The organism is Micromonospora sp. PTRAS2 (assembly GCF_054052245.1).
The window spans coordinates 422,377-440,366 of record NZ_JBSWBU010000004.1 but is presented as its reverse complement, the minus strand read 5'-3'; the positions used below and the strand labels follow the sequence as shown (position 1 = coordinate 440,366).

The window sequence follows — 17,990 nt, the reverse complement described above, 5'->3', positions numbered from 1 at the left end:
TTGCCTCAGCCGAGGCCGCCGCGGATCGCGCCGATCAGCTCGCCGTTGGTGGTGTCGCCGGACAGTTCCCAGAAGAACGCGCCGCCGAGGCCCTGGTTCTTCGCGTACGTCATCTTGCCGCCGATGGTCGACGGGGTGTCGTAGCTCCACCAGTTGCTGCCGCACTTGGCGTACGCGGTGCCGCCGACCGTGCCCGTGGCCGGGCAGGTGTTCTTGAGCACCTTGTAGTCCTCGATGCCGGCCTCGTAGGTGCCCGGCGCCGCCCCGGTGGCGGAGCCGCCCGGCGCGGACTGGGTGACCCCGGTCCAGCCCCGGCCGTAGAAGCCGATGCCGAGCAGCAGCTTGTCGGCCGGGATCCCCTTGCCCTTGAGCTTCTGGATCGCGGCGTCGGAGTTGAAGCCCGCCTGCGGGATGCCGGTGTAGGAGTAGAGCGGGGAGTGCGGGGCGGTGGGGCCCTGCGCGTTGAAGGCGCCGAAGTAGTCGTACGTCATCGGCATGAGCCAGTTGAGATTGCCGATCGCCCCGGCGTAGTCGGTGGCGTCGATCTTGCCGCCGTTGCTGCCGTCGGCGGTGATGGCGGCGGTGACCAGGGCCGAGGAGCCGAACTTCGACCGCAGCGCGGAGATCACGTTCTTGAAGGCGTTCGGGCCGCTGGTGTCGCAGGTGAGGCCGCAGGCGTTCGGGTACTCCCAGTCGACGTCGATGCCGTCGAAGACGTCGGCCCAGCGCGGGTCCTCGACCAGGTTGTAGCAGCTCTCGGCGAACGCGGCCGGGTTCTGCGCGGCCTGGGTGAAGCCGCCCGACCAGGTCCAGCCGCCGAAGGACCAGATGACCTTGAGGTGCGGGTACATCTTCTTCAGCTTGCGCAGCTGGTTGAAGCTGCCGCGCAGCGGCTGGTCCCAGGTGTCGGCGACGCCGTCGACGCTGTCGGCCGCCGTGTACGCCTTCTCGTAGTCGGCGTAGCTGTCACCGATGGCGCAGCGGCCGCCGGTGGTGTTGCCGAAGGCGTACAGGATGTGGGTGAGCTTCGCGGCGGAGCCGCTGGTGTGGATGTTCTTGACGTGGTAGTTGCGACCGTAGACGCCCCATTCGGCGAAGTAGCCGACGACCTTCTTGCCGCCGGTGGGCGGGGTCGTGGTCGGCGGCGGCGTGGTGGGGGGCGCGGTCGTCGGGGGTGCGGTCGTCGGCGGCGCGGTCGTGGGGGGCGCGGTGGTGGGGGTGGTCCCCCCGCCGCACGGCGCGCCGTTGATGGTGCAGTTCAGCGGCGCCTTGTAGGCCCCGGTGCCGTTGTAGCCCCAGCTGAAGGTCGCCCCGGGGGCGAGCGGGCCGGCCCAGCTCTTCTTCACCGCGACCCAGTGGTTGCCGCTGCTGGTGACGTCGGCGTCCCAGGCGCTGCTGATGGTGGTGCCGGCGGGCAGGTCGAACTCGATGCGCCAGGTGCTGACGCTGGCGGCGGAGCCGTTGGTGACGGTTACCCGGGTCTCGTGGCCGGTCCCCCAGTCCTGCGCCTTGGCGAACGTGGCGGTCACACTCCCCGCGCCGAACGCCGAGGTCACCGGGACCACCGCGGCGGTCACCGCGACCACGGCACCGGCCCAGAGGGCCCGGCGGAGCGATCTCTTCATGTGGCGGCTCCCCAAACAGTTAGGAAACTTTCCAAAAGGATGGTGAGACGCTACTCACGCCGTCATCAGTTCGTCAAGATGCACGCGCGTCGATAGTCGGGGGAATCCGGGGCCGCGGGCCGCCGCGACGCCGGCCGGACGGGCGCTGGGTAGCCTCGGTCCATGACCGTCTTCGACACCGAGATCGACGCCCTGGCCGGCGGCCCGGCCGACCTCGCCGGATACCGGGGCAGGGCGCTGCTGGTGGTGAACGTGGCCTCCCGCTGCGGCCTCACCCCGCAGTACGCCGGCCTGCAGGCCCTGCACGCCGAGTACGCCGACCGGGGCCTGGTCGTGCTCGGCGTGCCGTGCAACCAGTTCGCCGGCCAGGAACCCGGCACGTCCGCCGAGATCGGCGAGTTCTGCCAGGTCAACTACGGGGTCACGTTCCCGCTCACGGCGAAGGTCGACGTCAACGGCCCGGACCGGCACCCGCTCTACGCGGCGCTGGTGTCCACCGCGGACGGCGACGGGCACACCGGCGACGTGCGGTGGAACTTCGAGAAGTTCCTGGTGGCCCCGGACGGCACGGTGGCGGCCCGGTTCGCCCCGACGGTCGCGCCGGACTCCCCCGAGCTGCGCGCGGCGGTCGAGAAGGTCCTGCCGGCCTGAGCCGCGGACGCGGACGAGCCCGGGACGGCGGGAAGCCGCCCCGGGCTCGCGAAAGTGCCGGTCGGGTCAGCCGGCCGCGGAGCGGAACACCGGGTAGTAGCCGCCGGACTGGCCGGCCGCCGTCGGGTGGTACGAGATGCCGATGCTGGCGAAGTTGAGCGCGTGCAGCCACTTCTCGCCGTAGCTGCACAGCTGGTGCCCGACGAAGATGGAGCGGACGTCGGCGAACGTGAAGCCGGCCGACGCGGCGGCGCTGCGGGTGATGTCGTCGACCAGGTTGATGCCCTCGTTGATCTTCGCCCGCGAGTTCGCGCTCAGGCCGACGCAGACCGTGCCGAGCTGGTAGAAGACCGGGTAGCCGACCACCACCACCCGCGCCGACGGGGCCTTGGACCTGATTCCGCTGTAGACCTTCGCGAGCTTGCCGGACAGCTCGGCGCGCGCCTTGTCCTCGGCGGCCTGCACGGCGGCCACGCACTGGCTCTCGCCGTAGAGCACGCAGGTGGTCATGATGTTGGCGAAGCCGACGTCATTGCCGCCGATGGTGACGCTGACCAGCGTGGTGGTCGACGACAGCGCGGAGAGCTGGTTGTTGATCACGTCCGTGGTGGTCGCCCCGGAGCAGGCCACCGACTTGTACGAGGCGGGCTTGATGTTGGCGTTGTAGAGCGCCGGATACGCGTTGGTGCTGCGCTGGCAGCTTCCGCTCTCCGAGGTGTAGCTGCCGGCGCCGACGCCGGAGGCGTACGAGTCGCCGAGGGCGACGTAGCGGTCGGTGGGCGCCGCCTGGGCGGGGACGGCCAGCGTGAGCGTGGCGCCGATGGACGCCGCGAGGCTCACGGCGAGGGTAACGAGACGGGATCTCCGCACGTCGCACTCCTGGGGGTGGGAAGTGGTAGTCAGAGATAGATACCACCGAATGCATGGTAAATGGAAGATCACCGATCCCTAACAGGGGTGCGCCGGTAGGGGTCGGCGCAAGGAAGGGCCCCTTGTTAACGCCTGCGGTATAGAAGGGAACCCCTCTCACCGGAACCGTCCGCCCGGGCGGACGGCCAGTCGGCCAGCCGGACGGATGGCTCGACCATCCACAGAGGATGCTGATTCGACCGTTCGTCGGCGTGTGCGGCCGGGTCGCCACGTGGCGCGTACTCGAAGATCTTCTTCTGGTTCGCCAACAACCCGACCCGGGAGACCTTCAATGATCAACAAGTACGCCGGTCGCTGCGGCACGTGCGGCAGGCGGGTGGCGGCCGGCGCTGGTCAGGCCGCCAACGTCGACGGGCGCTGGAGTTCGTACCACAACGGGTGTGTGCCGGTCCGGGTCGCGCCGCCCGTCGGACGCCACGGCGGCTGGCACGACCTGCCGGTCGTCGGCTTCGACCTGGAGGGCACCCTGCCCGAGCCGATGGAGACCCGGATCGTCTCCGCGGCCCTGGTGCACTCCGACGGCACGACGCGGGAGTGGCTCGTCGACCCGGGTGTGCCGATCCCCGCCGACGCGACGGCCCGGCACCGTATCACCGACGAGATGGTGCGCGCCGACGGCCGGCCGGCCCGAGAGGCGCTCGCGGAGCTGGGCACGGCGATCGCCAAGCTGATCGCCGACTCCACGCCGCTGGTGGCCTTCTGCGCCCCGTACGACGTTACGGCGCTGCACACCGAACTGGCCCGGCACGGCCTGCCCGCCATCGACTGGGACCAGGCCGTCGTCATCGACCCGTCGGTGCTGCACCAGCAGGTCGAGCCCCGCTGGTACGACGGCCGGACGCTCGGCGACCTGTGCCGGTACTACGAGGTCACGCTGGACAACGCCCACGACGCGGCCAGCGACGCGCGGGCGGCAGCCGAGCTGGCCCGGTCGCTCGCGGCGCGGCACGAACGCGTCGCGCTGATGCGGCCGGACGCCCTGCACCAGGCCCAGATCGGCTGGCACGCCGAGCAGGCCCGGGACCTCCAGCGCTACTTCGACCGACAAGGCATCGACAAGACGGTCAGTACGCAGTGGCCACTGGAGACGACGCCGCGCGACTGACCCGACCGGCTGACGCCGCCCGCCGGGGCGGGCGGCGTCAGCCGGGGGCGGGCGGCAGGGGCAGACGCAGCGTCGGGCCGGGGGTGGGCACGAACCCCAACGACCGGTACAGCGGCTCACCGTCCGCCGACGCCCGCAGGTCGACCTTCCCCACCCCATGCTTCCGGCACCAGTCGAGCAGCGCCTCCAGGCACGCCCGTGAATACCCACGCCGGCGGTACGCGGGATCGGTGACGACGTTGAAGACGTACCCGGTCGTGGCCCGGGCCGCCTCCTGCCAGGGGCCGGGCGCGGGCTCTGCCCCGTCCATCGACCCGAGCATGACGGCGCGGAGCCGGACGACCTCGGCGGCGTCCCCGACGGCCGCTCGACGCACGGTGACCATGCCCGGACCGTACCCCGCGGTGGGCGCAGGGGGTGGAGGCGGCGCGGTGGCGACTAGGCTGCGCCGTGTGCAGTTGGTGAGCGCGGACGACATCACGGCGGCGCAGCGGCGGATCGGCGGGCGGGTCGTCCGCACCCCGCTGCTGGCCTGCACGCACATCGGCGACGAGTACGGCCTCGACCTGTGGGTCAAGGCGGAGAACCTGCAGCACACCGGCAGCTTCAAGACCCGCGGGGTGCTCAACGCACTGCTCGCGCTCACCGAACGCGCCGGCCGACCGGCCGGCCTGGCGGCCTTCTCGGCCGGCAACCACGCGATGGCCGTGGCGTACGCCGGCCAGGCGTACGCCCTGCCCACCGTGGTGTGCATGCCGCCGCACGCGGTGCCGACCAAGATCGAGGCGGTCCGCCGGTACGGCGGGGAGGTCGTGCTCACCGACGACCTGCTCGGCACCTGCGAGGCCATCGCGGCGGAACGCGGATACCACCTGCTGCCGCCGTTCGACGACCCGGACGTCATCGCCGGCCAGGCCACCATCGGCCGGGAGATCCTGGCCGACGGCCCGCCGCCGGGGCTGGTCCTGGTGCCGGTGGGCGGCGGTGGGCTGATCAGCGGCGTGGCGGCGGCGGTACGGGCGGCGGCACCGACCGCGCGGATCGTCGGCGTGGAGCCGGCCACCGCCAACGCCGTCGGGCACGCCCTGCGCACCGGAGGCGCGGCCCCGGCCACGCCGCCACGGTCGATGGCGGACGGGCTGGCCGCCCCCTTCGCCGGCCGGCACACCCTGGCCCACATCCAGGCCCTGGTGGACGACGTGGTGGAGGTCGCCGAGGACGCGATCTGGGGCGCGTGGTGGGAGCTGCTGGACGCCACGAAACTCCTGGTCGAGCCGTCCGCCGCCGTCACCTACGCGGCGCTGCGCACCGGCCTGGTCAGTGCCGCGTCGTGCACCCGCGTGGTGCTGGTGCTCAGCGGCGGCAACGTCTCACCGGCGGCTCTGGCGACGCTGCGCTGACCCGTGCCGCCGCATGGGTGTGAGAAGGGTGCCCTTCTCGACCGTATGCGTTAACAGGGGGCCCTTCCTTCACACCCGGCGGCGGCCGGCGAAGCCGCACTCGACGCGGTGGTACCAGCGCACGTCGGAGTCGCCCTCCAGCCAGCACCACAGCACCGGGCGGCCGCCCCGCTCGCCGGGGAAGTCCAGCAGCACCGGGGCGATGCCCTTGACCTGGATGTCGTGCTCGTGCAGCTCGTCCACGACGCCGTGCAGCCGGGCCTCCAGGCCCTTGACCTCGGCGAGGCCGCCGAGCGGACTCAGCCCGCCGTCGGCGAGGTCGGCGCGCAGCTCGGCGAGGTCGGCGCGGAGCCGGATCAACTCGTCGATGCGCGGTTGCAGGGTGGCCACGAGGTGACGCGCCTGGGCGAGGGTGAACACCGCGCCAGTATGGGGCACGGGTCCCGTCCTGCGCAGGTGTGTCGAGCCCGGCCGACGTGGCGATGGCCCGGGTCGTCGCGTCGAGGATCCGGATGCCGTACGTGGGTCGGTGAGGTCGAGCGGCGGGTCGGCCACCGTGACCGACCGGACGTCGGCCGTCAGGACGGCTGGACCTGGTCGAACTGGGCGAGGGCTTCGGCGGGGTCCGGGCTCACGAGGCGTTCCAGACCGGCAGTCGTGATCTTCGCCCACCTGCCGGCCCGGGTCCACATCCCTTCCTCGAAGGTGCGGACCGCCCCGTCCAGATCCGCGGGGGCGGCGGCGATGGACTCGGCGAGTTCGGCGCCGTCCAGCATCGCGAGGTTCGCGCCAGCCCCCAACGGCGGCATCAGGTGGGCGGCATCGCCCAGGAGCGTCACTCCGCGGACGTGCGTCCAGGTGTGGGACACGGGCAGGGCGTGGAAGGGGCGGTGGACGAACCCGGTGCCGCGGCGGAGGAGGTCGAGGACGGGATCGGCCCAGCCGTCGAACAGGGCCAGCAGGCTCGATCGGACGGCTTCGACGTCGGCCAGGTCCAGACCCGTGTGCCAGTCCAGCGGCGCGCGGAACTTGGCGTACACCTTGACGTGCCCCCCGCTGTTGCGCTGGGCGACGAGGGACCGGTTCACGCCGTACGCGGCCACCGACCCGTCGCCGATCAACCGGGCGAGGTCGGGGTGGCGGGTGTCGACGTCGTCGAGGGAGGTCTCGACCGAGCTGACGCCCGTGTAGTGCGGTGTCACCGGCGAGACCGCCGGGCGGACCTTGGACCAGGCGCCGTCCGCGCCGACCACGAGGTCGAACGTCTCCTGTGGCCCGTCCGCGAACCGGACCAGTACGCCGTCCCAGGTCCCCGGCACCACCTGCGTCACGCGCCGCCCCCACTGGACGTCGAGAGGGCCGAGCAGCAGGCCATGCAGTTGCCCGCGGTCGATCTCGGGATTGGCCCGCTCGTCCGGCCGGGGTCGCCAGTCGCGCAGCACGGCCCCGTCCGTGTCCAGGATGCGCATGGCCTGCCCCTCGGGGCGGGACAGCGCCCGGAACTCCGCCAGCAGCCCCGCCTTGTCCAGCGCCAGCTGGCCCAGCCCTTCGTGCAGGTCCAGCGTGCCGCCCGGGGGACGGGCGTCGGGGGCCGGATCGCGTTCGAGAACGGTGACGGGGTGGCCGTGGCGGTGCAGGACACGGGCGAAGGTCAGGCCCGCAGGGCCACCTCCGACCACCGCGATACGCTGTCTCATGGCGATACACCGTATTCCTCCCTTAGGATGCACCGCAACAGCAGGGAGTGACCATGACCGTGTGGGACCGGCCGGCGCCGCCGAATCCCCCCGTGCCGCTCGACCGGGAGCGGATCATCGCCGCCGCCATCGCGCTGGCCGACGAGGGCGGCCTCGCGGCGGTGTCGTTGCGCAAGGTGGCCGCCCGACTGAACGCCGGCCCCATGCGGCTGTACGGATACATCTCCACCAAGGACGAGCTGTTCGACCTCATGGTGGACGAGGTCTACGCCGAGATCCTCCCCGAGGAACAGCCCGGTGACTGGCGGGAGGCGCTGCGCGTCCTCGCCCACCGCACCAGACAGGCCGCTCTCCGCCACGAATGGCTTGCCGACCTGCTCGGCGGCCGCCCGACCCTGGGCCCGCACGGCCTCGCCGTGGCCGAGGCCACGCTGGCCGCCCTCGACGGCCTCGCCGACGTCGACACCGTCATGCGCGCCGTGGAGACCGTCAGCGCCTACTTCACCGGCGCGATCAGGCGCGAGATCGCGAACCTGCGGGCCGAGCGCGCCACGGGCCTGTCCAAGCGGGACTGGCAGCGCGCCTCCGGCCCCCACCTGAGGAAGATGTTGGCCACGGGCCGCTTCCCGGCGCTGACCAGGGCCGTGTACGACGGCACGGACATGGACGCCGGGGCGTCCTTCGCGACCGGCCTGGACTGGGTCCTCGACGCGGTGGCCGCCAGGCTCACCCGGCCGCCGGCGTGAGTTGCCCGTGTAGTAGATCTTGGTAGATGTCGGCCCCTCCGGGGGCCGTTTCAGACCAGGATCGCTGAGCTACCGAGCTTTCGGCTCCTGATCGGCGCGGGGCTTCACCGGCTGTCGCCGTTGGTGTACTCGGCGAAGATCTCGTCGAGGACCCTCCGTGAGGTCGCCGCCGCCGCGCCACCGTGCGGCGCGTTCGCGTAGCTGACCAACGTCTTCCAGAGCGCCCAGCCACGCCCGCGCGCCCAGGTCGCGTCGTCCACGGCCAGCCGCTCCCGGAAGGCCCGCCGGCCCTCGGCGGTCAGCAGCGTCCAGGCGATCGCCAGGTCACAGGACGGGTCGCCGACTCCGCAGGTGCCGAAGTCGATGATCGCCGCGAGGTGCCCGTCGTCGAGCAGGAGGTTTCCCTGCGCGAGGTCGCCGTGGAACCAGCGCTCCGCACCGTCCCAGCGCGCGTCCAGGGCGCGTCGCCAGACCTCGCCGGCCAGGCCCACGTCGATCCGCCCGTCGAGAGCCGTGAGCGCCCGGTCGGCCAGCCCGTCGTAGGTGCGCAGGGTGCCGCCCCGATACCAGTTGTGCAGGCCCGGGCGGGGACCGTCAGCGACGTCGACACCCTGCAGGGCCACGACGAACCCGGCCAGGTCGAGCGCGAACCGGACCGGGTCGGCGATGCGGTCCGCCCGCGCGGTCTCGCCGTCGAGCCACCGGTAGACCGACCAGGCGTACGGGTAGCCCTCGCCGGGCCCGCCCTCCGCCAGCGGGGTGGGGACGGGCAGCGGGAGACGGGGGCGAGCACGGGGAGCCACCGGTGTTCCTTGGTGACCGCCTCGGCGTACTCGACCGCGCTCGGCAGGCGTACCGACATGCCGGTGCCGAGGCGGAAGGTCCAGTTGTCCCAGCCGCCGTCGGCGACCGGCTCGACCGGCAGGTCGGCCCAGTGCGGGAACTGGCCGGCGACGAGCCGGCGCACCTGGGCCGCGTCGACGGCGACGCGTACGGGCAGCGGGCCGAGATCCGGGACGTCGTCAGCCCTCACGTCCGGCACCGCCCGTCGACCTCACTCGGACTGGGCGGCCAGCTCGCGGGCGCGGTCGCGGGCCGCTTCGAGGGCCGCGAGCATCGCCGCGCGTACGCCGTGGTTCTCCAGCTCGCGGATGGCGGAGATCGTGGTGCCGGCGGGCGAGGTGACCGCCTCGCGCAGTTTGACCGGGTGTTCGCCGGAGTCGCGCAGCATGACCGCCGAGCCGATCGCGGTCTGCACGATCAGCTCGTGGGCGACCTGACGGGGCAGGCCGAGCAGGATGCCGGCGTCGACCATCGCCTCGACGAGGAGGTAGAAGTAGGCCGGCCCGGAGCCGGACAGGGCGGTGACGGCGTCCTGCTGCGACTCGGGAACCCGGACGGTCGCGCCCAGCGGCGTGAACATCTCCTCCGCCAGGGCGAGGTGCTCACCGGTGGCGTGGGCGCCGGCCGAGATGGCGCTCATCGCCTGGTCGACCAGGGCCGGGGTGTTGGTCATGACCCGCACCACGGGGGTGCCCTCGGGCAGCCGCCGGTTGAAGAAGCTGGTCGGCAGGCCGGCGCAGAGCGAGATGACCAGCTTGTCGGCGGGCACCTTCGGCCCGATCTCGTCGAGCAGGGCGGCGGCGTCCTGCGGCTTGACGGAGATGGCCAGCACGTCGGCCTCGCCGACGGCGGTCAGGTTGTCGACCACCCTTACGCCGTAGCGGGTGGCCAGCTCCTCGGCGCGGATCGGCCGCCGGGCCGTGGCCAGCAGCCGGCCGACCGGCCAGCCGGAGCGCAGCAACCCGGAGAGCATCAGCTCGCCGATCTTGCCCGCGCCGATCACCGCAACGGTGTGGTCGCCCACCGCCATGGTCGTACCCCTTTCGTGGCCCGCCGGGCGGCGGGGCCGAGCGGCGCGCGCGACGGCTCCACGGGGAAACCGCCGCGCGCGCCGGGTTGGCGTCAGCTGCCGAAGAAGACCTCGGCCTCTTCGTAGCGCTCCAGCGGCACGGTCTTCAGCTCGGCCGTGGCGTCGGCCAGCGGGACCCGGACGATGTCCGTGCTCTGCATGGCGACCATCTTGCCCCAGTCGCCCTCGTGGGCGGCGTCGATCGCCTGGAGGCCGAGCCGGGTGGCGAGCACCCGGTCGAAGGCGGTCGGGGTGCCGCCGCGCTGGATGTGGCCCAGCACGACGGTGCGGGCCTCCTTGCCGGTCTTGGCCTCGAGCTGCTCGGCGAGCCACTGGCCGATGCCGCCGAGGCGGACGTGGCCGAACGCGTCCAGCTCCTGGTTGTGCAGGATCATCTGGCCGTCGAGCGGCTGGGCGCCCTCGGCGACGACGACGATCGGGGCGTACTGGTGCTGGAAGCGCTTCTCGACGTACCCGGCGACCTGCTCGACGTCGAACTTGCGCTCGGGCAGCAGGATGACGTTGGCGCCGCCGGCCAGGCCGGCGTGCAGGGCGATCCAGCCGGCGTGCCGGCCCATGACCTCGACGACGAGGGTGCGGTGGTGGCTCTCCGCGGTGGTGTGCAGCCGGTCGATCGCCTCCATGGCGATGTTGACGGCGGTGTCGAAGCCGAAGGTGTAGTCGGTGGCACCGAGGTCGTTGTCGATCGTCTTGGGCACGCCGACGACGTTGACGCCCAGCTCGTGCAGCTTGGTGGCGACGCCCAGGGTGTCCTCGCCGCCGATCGCGATCAGCGCGTCCACGCCCTGCGCGGCGAGGTTCTCCTTGATCCGCTCCACGCCGTTCTCGATCTTGAACGGGTTGGTGCGGGACGAGCCGAGGATGGTGCCGCCGCGCGGCAGGATGCCCCGCACCTCGGCGATGCCGAGGGGCTTGGACAGGCCCTCCAGCGGGCCCTTCCAGCCGTCCTGGAAGCCCACGAACTCGTGACCGTAGGTGGCGACGCCCTTGCGGACCACCGCCCGGATAACCGCGTTGAGACCCGGGCAGTCGCCGCCGCCGGTGAGCACGCCGATACGCATGATCTGCTCATCCTCCTGGAGCATCAGGTGAAGCCCGATTTGCCCCAGGATAAGTGTCGGATCAGACCTCGGCACCGTTGCCGGCCCGGGGCGGGCCGTCCCTGCGAACTGTAGCCGCCGCGACAATCCGCCGGCAGCGCGCCCCGGGCAGGCGTCCACCGCTCAGAAGGTCACCTCGCGGTTCTCCCCCACCCTCGGAGGCTTCCCCGTCACCGCCGCCCTGGCGAGGCCGAGCAGGTTGACGACGGTGCTGCCCGGCGAGTCCCAGTACTCGGCCGAGCCGGCATGCACCTTGATCAGGGTCAGCCCCGGGGTGTCCAGGCCGGCGGGGAACCAGGTCTTCAGCAGCGGGTGCCACAGCCGCTCGGCGTGCCGGCGGTCGTACCCCTCCTGGGCGGTGCCGGCGATCGACACCCAGGCGTGGTTGCGCTGGTCGGCGAAGGCCACGTTGACCTCCGGGTTGACCCGCAACTGGCGAACCTTGGCCGAGTCGGCGTACGCGAAGAACCACAGGTCGCCGTCGAACTCCGCCTCCTGCAGGCCCATCGGCCGGCTGACCAGCCGGCCGTCCAGCCCGATGGTGGTCAGCATGCAGATCCGCGCGGCGCGGACCAGCTCGGTCACCCGGTTGCGGGCGTCGGCGGCGTTGGTCGGCTCACTGCTCATGGCGGCACTCCCTCGATCGGCTCGACGCCGACCCGGTGCCCCGGAGAGCACCCGCCAAACCTGATCAGCGGGCCGTCATCGCACGCCAGCGGGCGAGGTTGTGCCGGGCGTCGACCAGCGCGTCGTGCCGGGCCGCGTCGGCGTTCGGCAGGGGCGGCCGGCCCCGGTCGTCCCAGAGCTGGCGCAGCTCCTTGGTGAACCGGGGGATCTCCCGGGGCAGCCCCGGCATCGAGCCCCAGAGCTGGGCCAGCACCACGTGGTCGTACGCGGCGTACCAGGCCCACAGCTCCAGCTGCTCGCCCGGCCGGCCCCGGATCGGCTCCATCAGGAAGTCGTAGAGGTCGTCGCGGATCCGCTCCCGCGACCGCCAGGCCCGGTCGGCCGGCGAGGGCAGTCGGTCCAGGACGTTGCGGCGCACCCAGGGCACGGCACGGGAGTCGTCGAACTCCGTGGAGACGGCGTAGAACTCGCGCCCGTTCTCGTCGACGACGCCGATCGACACGAGGTCGACGGTGCGCCCGTCCTCGATGAACTCGCAGTCGTAGAAGTAGCGGTATACCATCGCCCGCCATCCTCGCCCACCGATGCCACCGGCCGCCAGCCGGGGGGCGCGCCCGTCACGACGCCCCTGCGCCGCAGCTCGGGACTGTTACGGAAGTGTCGCCGGGGGTGTACAGCGGGCGACCGGGCCGTCATGATCTGATGAGTGCCGCTACCGGACACCGAACCGGTTCGCGACCTCGCGGCAGGGGCTGACGGGTTCACCCGGCCGCGAGTTGAGGTCCTTTACCGGGGAGGGGTTGGGCCGTGGAGATGCGCCTGCCGGAGCCGGGTGACGCGCTCACGGGTGTCGAGATGTTCGCCGGCCTGGAGCCGGAGGTGCGGCAGCGGGTGATCGCGGCGGCGGTGCCGCGCACGTACCGCAAGGGCCAGTTGCTCTTCGTCGAGAACGACCCCGGCGAGTCCCTGATCGTGCTGCGCCGCGGCGCGGTGGCCGTGTTCCGCACCGCGCCGACCGGCGAGCGGGCCGTGCTGTCGGTGATCCGACCCCCGGACGTCCTCGGCGAGGTCTCCCTGCTCGACGCCTCCACCCGCTCCGCGTCGGCCGAGGCGATCGAGGACTGCGCCGCCCTCGCGCTGTCCCGGCCCGCGTTCATGGAGCTGGTGCACTCCAACCCGCGCATCCTCGACGCGGTGATGCGCTCCCTCGGCGGGCTGATCCGCCGGCTGACCGAGCAGAACGCCGACCACGTCTTCCTCGACCTGCCCGGCCGGGTGGCCAAGACGCTGGTGCGGCTGGCCGGCGAGAGCCAGGCCCCGATGATCACCATCGAGCTCAACCAGAGCCAGCTCGCCGAGATGGCCGGGGGCTCGCGGCAGAGCGTCAACCAGGCCATCGGGTCCTTCGCCAGCCGGGGCTGGCTGCGCACGGAGGGCCGCCGGATCGTGGTCACCGACGTGGCGGCGCTGCGCCGCCGCGCCGGCATGAGCGACCGCTGACCGACCGCTGACGCCGTCCCGAGCGACGGCCCACGCCGGCCTGAGCGCTGATGCCGGCCGCGTCCACCAGGGCACGGCCGGCGTCAGCGTCGGATCACTTGCCCGGCTCGTCCGCGGGCGGCGCGCTCGGGCCGGGGCCGATCTTCGACGGGTCGGTCGGCTTGGTCGTCGTGGTGGTCTTCGTGCTGCCCTGGTCGGGGGCGGTGCCCTGACCGTCCGGCGTGTCTACCATGCCCTGCTCCTCCAATGCGGCGAGAGTGACGGCGTCGACGTCGACCGTGTCGCCCGGTGCCCACATGGTGCCTCGCGGGTCCGTCCACGCGGCTGACAGTCGTACGTGCACGGCACTCTCCTGGCGTTTCATGTCCTGAGCGGAAGGTTAGTCTGACCCGGTCGGGCGCACGATCCGCCTGCATATCGGGTAGCCGACTCTGCCGCCTGGCGCGATACTGGGCCCACCTCGCGCTCTGGAGCCGACCATCGACCTCAAGTGTGGACACTGCTCACGCGAAGCCGGTCCGGACGACCGCTTCTGCGGTGGGTGCGGGCAGGCCCTGACCCGTGGCTGTGCCACCTGCGGGCACGCCAACAGCGTCGAGGCCAACTTCTGCACCAGCTGCGGGCAGCCGCTGCGGGACCGGCCGGTGGTCGTGCAGGAGGACCGCCGGCAGGTCAGCGTCCTGTTCATCGACATCGTCGACTTCACGACGTACGCGGAGCGGGCCGACCCGGAGCAGGCCCGCAACCTCCAGCAGGCCTACTTCGCCACGGTACGACGGCTGGTGCACCAGTACGGCGGGGTGGTCGAGAAGTTCATCGGCGACGCGGTGATGGCGCTGTTCGGGGCGCCCGTGGCCACCGACAACGACGCGCTGCGCTGCGTACGGGCGGGGCTGGAGCTGCAACGCAACCTGGCCCGCCAGCCGGCCGGACCACACCCGCCGCTCGGCTTCCGGGTCGGCATCGCCACCGGCGAGGCGCTGGTCGACCTGTCCGCCGCCCGCGACGGCGGGCAGGGTTTCGTCACCGGCGACGTGGTCAACACCGCCTCGCGGTTGCAGTCGCTCGCGCCGTCGGGCGGCGTGGTCGTCGACGAGAGCACCTGGGCGGCGACCCGGCACGACATGGAGTACGCCGACCGGCCGCCGGTGACGCTGCGGGGCCGCTCCGCGGTCAGCCGGATCTGGCTGGCCGTGCGGGCGCTGCCCCAGCGGGACCTGACCACCGCCGAGCTGACCCCGATGGTCAACCGGGAACACGAACGCGGCCTGCTGGTCAACGCCCTGCACCGCACGGTGACCGAGCGCACCTCGCAGCTCGTCACCGTCTTCGGCTCGGCGGGGGTGGGCAAGAGCCGGCTGCTGCGCGAGCTGGCCCGGCACGCCGCCAGCCTGCCCGGCCCGCCGATCACCTGGCTGGTCGGGCAGTGCCCGCCGTTCGGCGAGAACGTCACGTACGCCGCGCTCGCCGACATCGTGAAGGGCTGGGTCGGCGTGTCGACCGTCGACGACCCGGCGGCGCTCGGCGACCGGCTGCGGCAGCGGCTGGCCCGGCTGGGCGACCCGCACGCCGTGCGGCTGGCCGACCCGCTCGGCCCGCTCATCGGCCTGCCCGGCGAGCGGCTCACCCCGGGCGAGACCGAGACGTCCTGGCGGCGGTTCCTGCTCGCCCTGGCCGCGGCGGGCCCGACGGTGCTGGTGTTCGAGGACATGCACTGGGCAGACCAGGCGATGCTCGCCTTCGTCGAGCAGCTCGGCGCGGCGGCCCGGGGCGTGCCGCTGCTGGTGCTGGCGACCGCGCGGCCCGAGCTGCGGGAGCGGCACCCGGCCTGGACGGGCACGATCAGCGGGGCGATGTCGATCTCGGTGCCGCCGATGCACGACTCCGACATCGACACCCTCTACTCGTTGCTGCTCGGGCAGTCCGCGCTGCTGCCCGCGTCCCGGGGGCCGCTGATCGAGTTCGCCGACGGCAACCCGCTCTACGCCCAGGAGTACGCCCGGATGCTGCTCGACGGCGGGCTCGTCGACCCCGCCGGGCGGGCCGACCCGGCCCGTACGCCGGAGATGCCGCGCACGGTGCAGGCGGTCATCGCCAACCGGCTCGACCTGCTCGACCCGGCCGACCGGGCCGTGCTCCAGGCCGCCGCCGTCGTCGGCGTGCAGTTCTGGCCCGGGCCGGTGGCCACCGCGCTGGGCCGCCCCGTGCGGTGGGTGGAGCGGGCGCTGGGCCGGCTGCAGCGCCGGGACCTGGTGTACGAGCAGCCCAGCTCGACGATGCCGGGCCAGCCCGAGTACCGCTTCCGGCACGTCCTGGTGCGCGACGTGTGCTATCAGCGGCTGCCCCGCACCGAGCGGGTGGCGCGCCACCAGAGCACCGCCGACTGGCTGGAGCAGGTCACCGACGGCCGGCAGCAGGACCTGGTCGAGGTGCTCGCCAACCACCGCTGGGCGGCGCACGAGATCGCCCGTACCGTCGGGCTGGACACCACGCCGTACGTGCCGGCGGCGCGGGCCGCGCTGCACCGGGCGGCCCGCCGGGCGTACGAGCTGCACGCGCTGGACACCGCCGCGACCCTGATGGGGCGGGCGCTGGCCCTGCCCGGCGGACCCGAGCCGACGCTGGAGCTGTTCGACGCCGAGCTGGCGCTGTTCCGCGACGGGGACGCGTTCCTCGTCGACGGCGGCGCGGCACGGTTGGCCCGGCTGGCCGGCGAGCTGGCCGGGGCCGGCGAGCCGACGGGCGCGGCGCGGGCCTGGACGCTGCTCGCCACCGCCGCGTGGCGGCGGGCGGACCGGGCCGAGACGCTGCGCTGCCTGGACCGGGCCATCGGCATCTACGCCGACCTGCCCGACAGCGAGGAGAAGGCGAGCGCCCTGCTGGAGCTGGCCCGGGTGCACATGCTCAACGCGGAGACCGAGCCCGCGTGCGCGGCGGCCCGGACCGCGGCGGGCCTGGCCGAGCGGCTCCAGCTGCGGGAGGTCAGCGCGAGCGCCCGGATCACCCTCGCGGTGGCCCGTTACCTGTCGGGGGTGCCGGAGGCGTACGCGGAGCTGGTCGAGATCACCGAGCACTGCCGGGTGGAGCGGCTGGCCAGCCGCCGGCGGGCGGTGCACAACCTGGCCTGGGCGTTGCAGGAGGAGGGCGACCTGGCCGGCTCGGCGCGGCTGGTGGACGAGCAGCGCTCGCTGGACCTCGGCGGCGAGCACAGCCTCACCGCGAGCTTCGAGGACCAGTGGGCGCGCTCGTACTACGCCGGGGACTGGGGTGCGGCGGCGGACCTGGCGGCCGAGTCGACGCGCCGGCCGACCGGCGAGTGGGACATGCACATCGTCGCGGTGTCCGGCTGGATGCGGACGCTGCGCGGCGACCCGGAGGCCCCGGCCGACGGCGGCGGCCCGGACCAGGTGGAGCGGGCGGTGGCTGCCGGACGGCGGTCCGGCTTCCACCGGGTGCTGCGGTCCACGTTGGCCCACGCGGCGCTGTGCCGGGCCGTGCAGGGGCGCGAGGCCGAGGCGCTGCGGCTGCTCGCCGAGCTGGACGAGGACTGGCGGCGGACCCGGGAGATCCCGTTCGCCGAGTGGGTGCCGGCGATCGGCCACGTCGCGGTGGTGCTCGGCGGGGACGCGGCCCGCCGGGTGCGCCGACTGCTGACCTCCGCGCCCCGGATGACGCCCTGGGCCCGCGCCGCCGGGCAGGCGGCGGAGGCCGCGCTGGCCGGGTCGACCGGCGACGCCCGGACCGCCGCCGAGCTGTTCCGGTCGGCGGCCGAGCAGTACCGGCGGATGGGCGACCTGACCGACCACGTGCTCGCCGCCGCGCTGTCGGTGCCCACCCTGCGCGAGGTGGACCCGGCGGGCGCGGCGCAGGTGCTGGCCGAGGTGCGCGGCTTCGCGGCCCGCAACCACGCCCCGGGCCTGCTCCGGCTAGCCGGCACCACCGACTAGCCCTGCCGACCGGGCCGGCGACCAGGCCCGGCGACGGATCCCCCGGTCAACGGGATCCACCGGGCTTGCCAGGTCCACCGGCATACCGCGGCCACCGGATTCACGGGCGCCAAGGCCATCCCGCCCGACCACTGAGGACGAGACAGGCCGCCCGGCCGGGCAACCGCCCTCCGCCATCACGTGCGAGAACGCACCAACGCGAGAGCCGCTCCTGCGATGCGGCACCTACGCAGCTGAGTCACATACGACATCACCAACCACCCGATGCCCCGCCCTCGCCGTCCCGCCCCGCCCGCGCTCCGCCCCTCTGCGCCTCCGCCCCTCCCCTGCCTGCCGGCCCCCGCCCGCGCTGCCCCCCCCCCGGGCCGGTGATCAAGAGAATTGTGTCATCGCAGAGATCAACTCTGACGCTCTTCTCTTGATCACCGGCCCGGGGGGGCGGGACAGGGGCGGGCGGGGCGGCGGGGGTGGGGGGTGGTGCGGGGGGTGATGTCGTATTCGACTCAGCTGCGTAGGTGTCGGCAGGGGCAGGTCGGCCTGAGCGGTGCTGGTGGCGGGCCCGGGCACGGGGCTTCTGTTGGCAAGCGATTAGCGAAAACCGACATTGAGGCCCCGCCCCGACCTGCGGCAGGGGCCTTACTTCGTACGGCGCGCCACAACGCACTCCCGGAAGGGGGCCCTGACGTGTCACGATTCAGGGCACGGCGTGCGGGGCGTCGGGTGCTTACC

The 17,990-nt window shown here is 73.2% G+C and carries 17 protein-coding genes; 6 read left to right on the top strand and 11 right to left on the bottom strand.

The features are described from left to right. Window positions 1-5: 5 nt before the first annotated feature. Window positions 6-1,625, bottom strand: coding sequence for a glycosyl hydrolase family 18 protein (locus tag ACVMYR_RS16985; protein ID WP_457122198.1), 1,620 nt, complete (start codon window positions 1,623-1,625; stop codon window positions 6-8). Window positions 1,626-1,787: 162 nt separating this feature from the next. Here ACVMYR_RS16985 and ACVMYR_RS16980 point away from each other — a divergent pair, with 162 nt between their 5' ends. After that, window positions 1,788-2,276, top strand: coding sequence for a glutathione peroxidase (locus tag ACVMYR_RS16980; RefSeq protein WP_457122197.1), 489 nt, complete (start codon window positions 1,788-1,790; stop codon window positions 2,274-2,276). A 66-nt stretch (window positions 2,277-2,342) separates the two neighbouring features. On the opposite strand, the gene ACVMYR_RS16975 is transcribed toward ACVMYR_RS16980, so the two are convergent. Further along, window positions 2,343-3,146 (bottom strand): SGNH/GDSL hydrolase family protein, encoded by an 804-nt coding sequence (locus tag ACVMYR_RS16975; RefSeq protein WP_363633538.1) that lies wholly within the window; start codon window positions 3,144-3,146, stop codon window positions 2,343-2,345. A 331-nt stretch (window positions 3,147-3,477) separates the two neighbouring features. Between ACVMYR_RS16975 and ACVMYR_RS16970 the strand changes: the two genes are divergently transcribed. Then, a complete protein-coding gene (locus tag ACVMYR_RS16970) occupies window positions 3,478-4,311 on the top strand; it encodes an exonuclease domain-containing protein (RefSeq protein ID WP_396787832.1) in 834 nt (277 codons plus the stop codon). A 37-nt stretch (window positions 4,312-4,348) separates the two neighbouring features. Here the strand turns inward: ACVMYR_RS16970 and ACVMYR_RS16965 are convergent, their stop codons facing one another. Next, complete coding sequence (locus tag ACVMYR_RS16965; protein ID WP_396787831.1) at window positions 4,349-4,696, bottom strand: GNAT family N-acetyltransferase; 348 nt, start codon at window positions 4,694-4,696, stop codon at window positions 4,349-4,351. 67 nt (window positions 4,697-4,763) lie between these two features. Between ACVMYR_RS16965 and ACVMYR_RS16960 the strand changes: the two genes are divergently transcribed. Beyond that, window positions 4,764-5,711 carry a threonine ammonia-lyase gene (locus ACVMYR_RS16960; protein WP_043967225.1) on the top strand — a complete coding sequence of 316 codons (948 nt, stop codon included), beginning with the start codon at window positions 4,764-4,766 and terminating at the stop codon, window positions 5,709-5,711. Window positions 5,712-5,780: 69 nt separating this feature from the next. Here ACVMYR_RS16960 and ACVMYR_RS16955 read toward each other — a convergent pair whose 3' ends face one another. Beyond that, a complete protein-coding gene (locus tag ACVMYR_RS16955) occupies window positions 5,781-6,131 on the bottom strand; it encodes a DUF2203 domain-containing protein (protein ID WP_043967223.1) in 351 nt (116 codons plus the stop codon). A gap of 158 nt (window positions 6,132-6,289) precedes the next feature. Then, a complete protein-coding gene (locus tag ACVMYR_RS16950) occupies window positions 6,290-7,408 on the bottom strand; it encodes an FAD-dependent oxidoreductase (RefSeq protein ID WP_457122196.1) in 1,119 nt (372 codons plus the stop codon). Between the two features lie 53 nt (window positions 7,409-7,461). Between ACVMYR_RS16950 and ACVMYR_RS16945 the strand changes: the two genes are divergently transcribed. After that, window positions 7,462-8,154, top strand: coding sequence for a TetR/AcrR family transcriptional regulator (locus ACVMYR_RS16945; protein ID WP_077939016.1), 693 nt, complete (start codon window positions 7,462-7,464; stop codon window positions 8,152-8,154). 104 nt (window positions 8,155-8,258) lie between these two features. Here ACVMYR_RS16945 and ACVMYR_RS16940 read toward each other — a convergent pair whose 3' ends face one another. The 5 genes from ACVMYR_RS16940 to ACVMYR_RS16920 form a co-directional block, all read right to left on the bottom strand. Beyond that, window positions 8,259-8,957 (bottom strand): aminoglycoside phosphotransferase family protein, encoded by a 699-nt coding sequence (locus ACVMYR_RS16940; RefSeq protein ID WP_457122195.1) that lies wholly within the window; start codon window positions 8,955-8,957, stop codon window positions 8,259-8,261. Window positions 8,958-9,208: 251 nt separating this feature from the next. Continuing rightward, window positions 9,209-10,027: a pyrroline-5-carboxylate reductase gene (proC, locus tag ACVMYR_RS16935; RefSeq protein ID WP_077939014.1), complete on the bottom strand. Its 819-nt coding sequence runs from the start codon at window positions 10,025-10,027 to the stop codon at window positions 9,209-9,211. 92 nt (window positions 10,028-10,119) lie between these two features. Then, window positions 10,120-11,148 (bottom strand): 6-phosphofructokinase, encoded by a 1,029-nt coding sequence (locus tag ACVMYR_RS16930; protein WP_077939013.1) that lies wholly within the window; start codon window positions 11,146-11,148, stop codon window positions 10,120-10,122. Window positions 11,149-11,310: 162 nt separating this feature from the next. Beyond that, on the bottom strand, window positions 11,311-11,814 hold the full coding sequence (locus ACVMYR_RS16925) for a pyridoxamine 5'-phosphate oxidase family protein (RefSeq protein WP_457122194.1): 504 nt from the start codon (window positions 11,812-11,814) through the stop codon (window positions 11,311-11,313). Between the two features lie 64 nt (window positions 11,815-11,878). Further along, on the bottom strand, window positions 11,879-12,376 hold the full coding sequence (locus ACVMYR_RS16920; RefSeq protein ID WP_043967210.1) for a polyadenylate-specific 3'-exoribonuclease AS: 498 nt from the start codon (window positions 12,374-12,376) through the stop codon (window positions 11,879-11,881). Between the two features lie 245 nt (window positions 12,377-12,621). Here ACVMYR_RS16920 and ACVMYR_RS16915 point away from each other — a divergent pair, with 245 nt between their 5' ends. Further along, complete coding sequence (locus ACVMYR_RS16915) at window positions 12,622-13,314, top strand: Crp/Fnr family transcriptional regulator (protein WP_043967208.1); 693 nt, start codon at window positions 12,622-12,624, stop codon at window positions 13,312-13,314. 94 nt (window positions 13,315-13,408) lie between these two features. Here ACVMYR_RS16915 and ACVMYR_RS16910 read toward each other — a convergent pair whose 3' ends face one another. Further along, the gene (locus ACVMYR_RS16910; protein ID WP_091284887.1) at window positions 13,409-13,657 is read right to left on the bottom strand and encodes a hypothetical protein; all 249 of its coding nucleotides are present in this window, start codon (window positions 13,655-13,657) and stop codon (window positions 13,409-13,411) included. 88 nt (window positions 13,658-13,745) lie between these two features. On the opposite strand from ACVMYR_RS16910, the gene ACVMYR_RS16905 reads away from it, so the two are divergent. Beyond that, on the top strand, window positions 13,746-17,261 hold the full coding sequence (locus tag ACVMYR_RS16905; protein WP_457122299.1) for an ATP-binding protein: 3,516 nt from the start codon (window positions 13,746-13,748) through the stop codon (window positions 17,259-17,261). Window positions 17,262-17,990 lie beyond the last annotated feature (729 nt).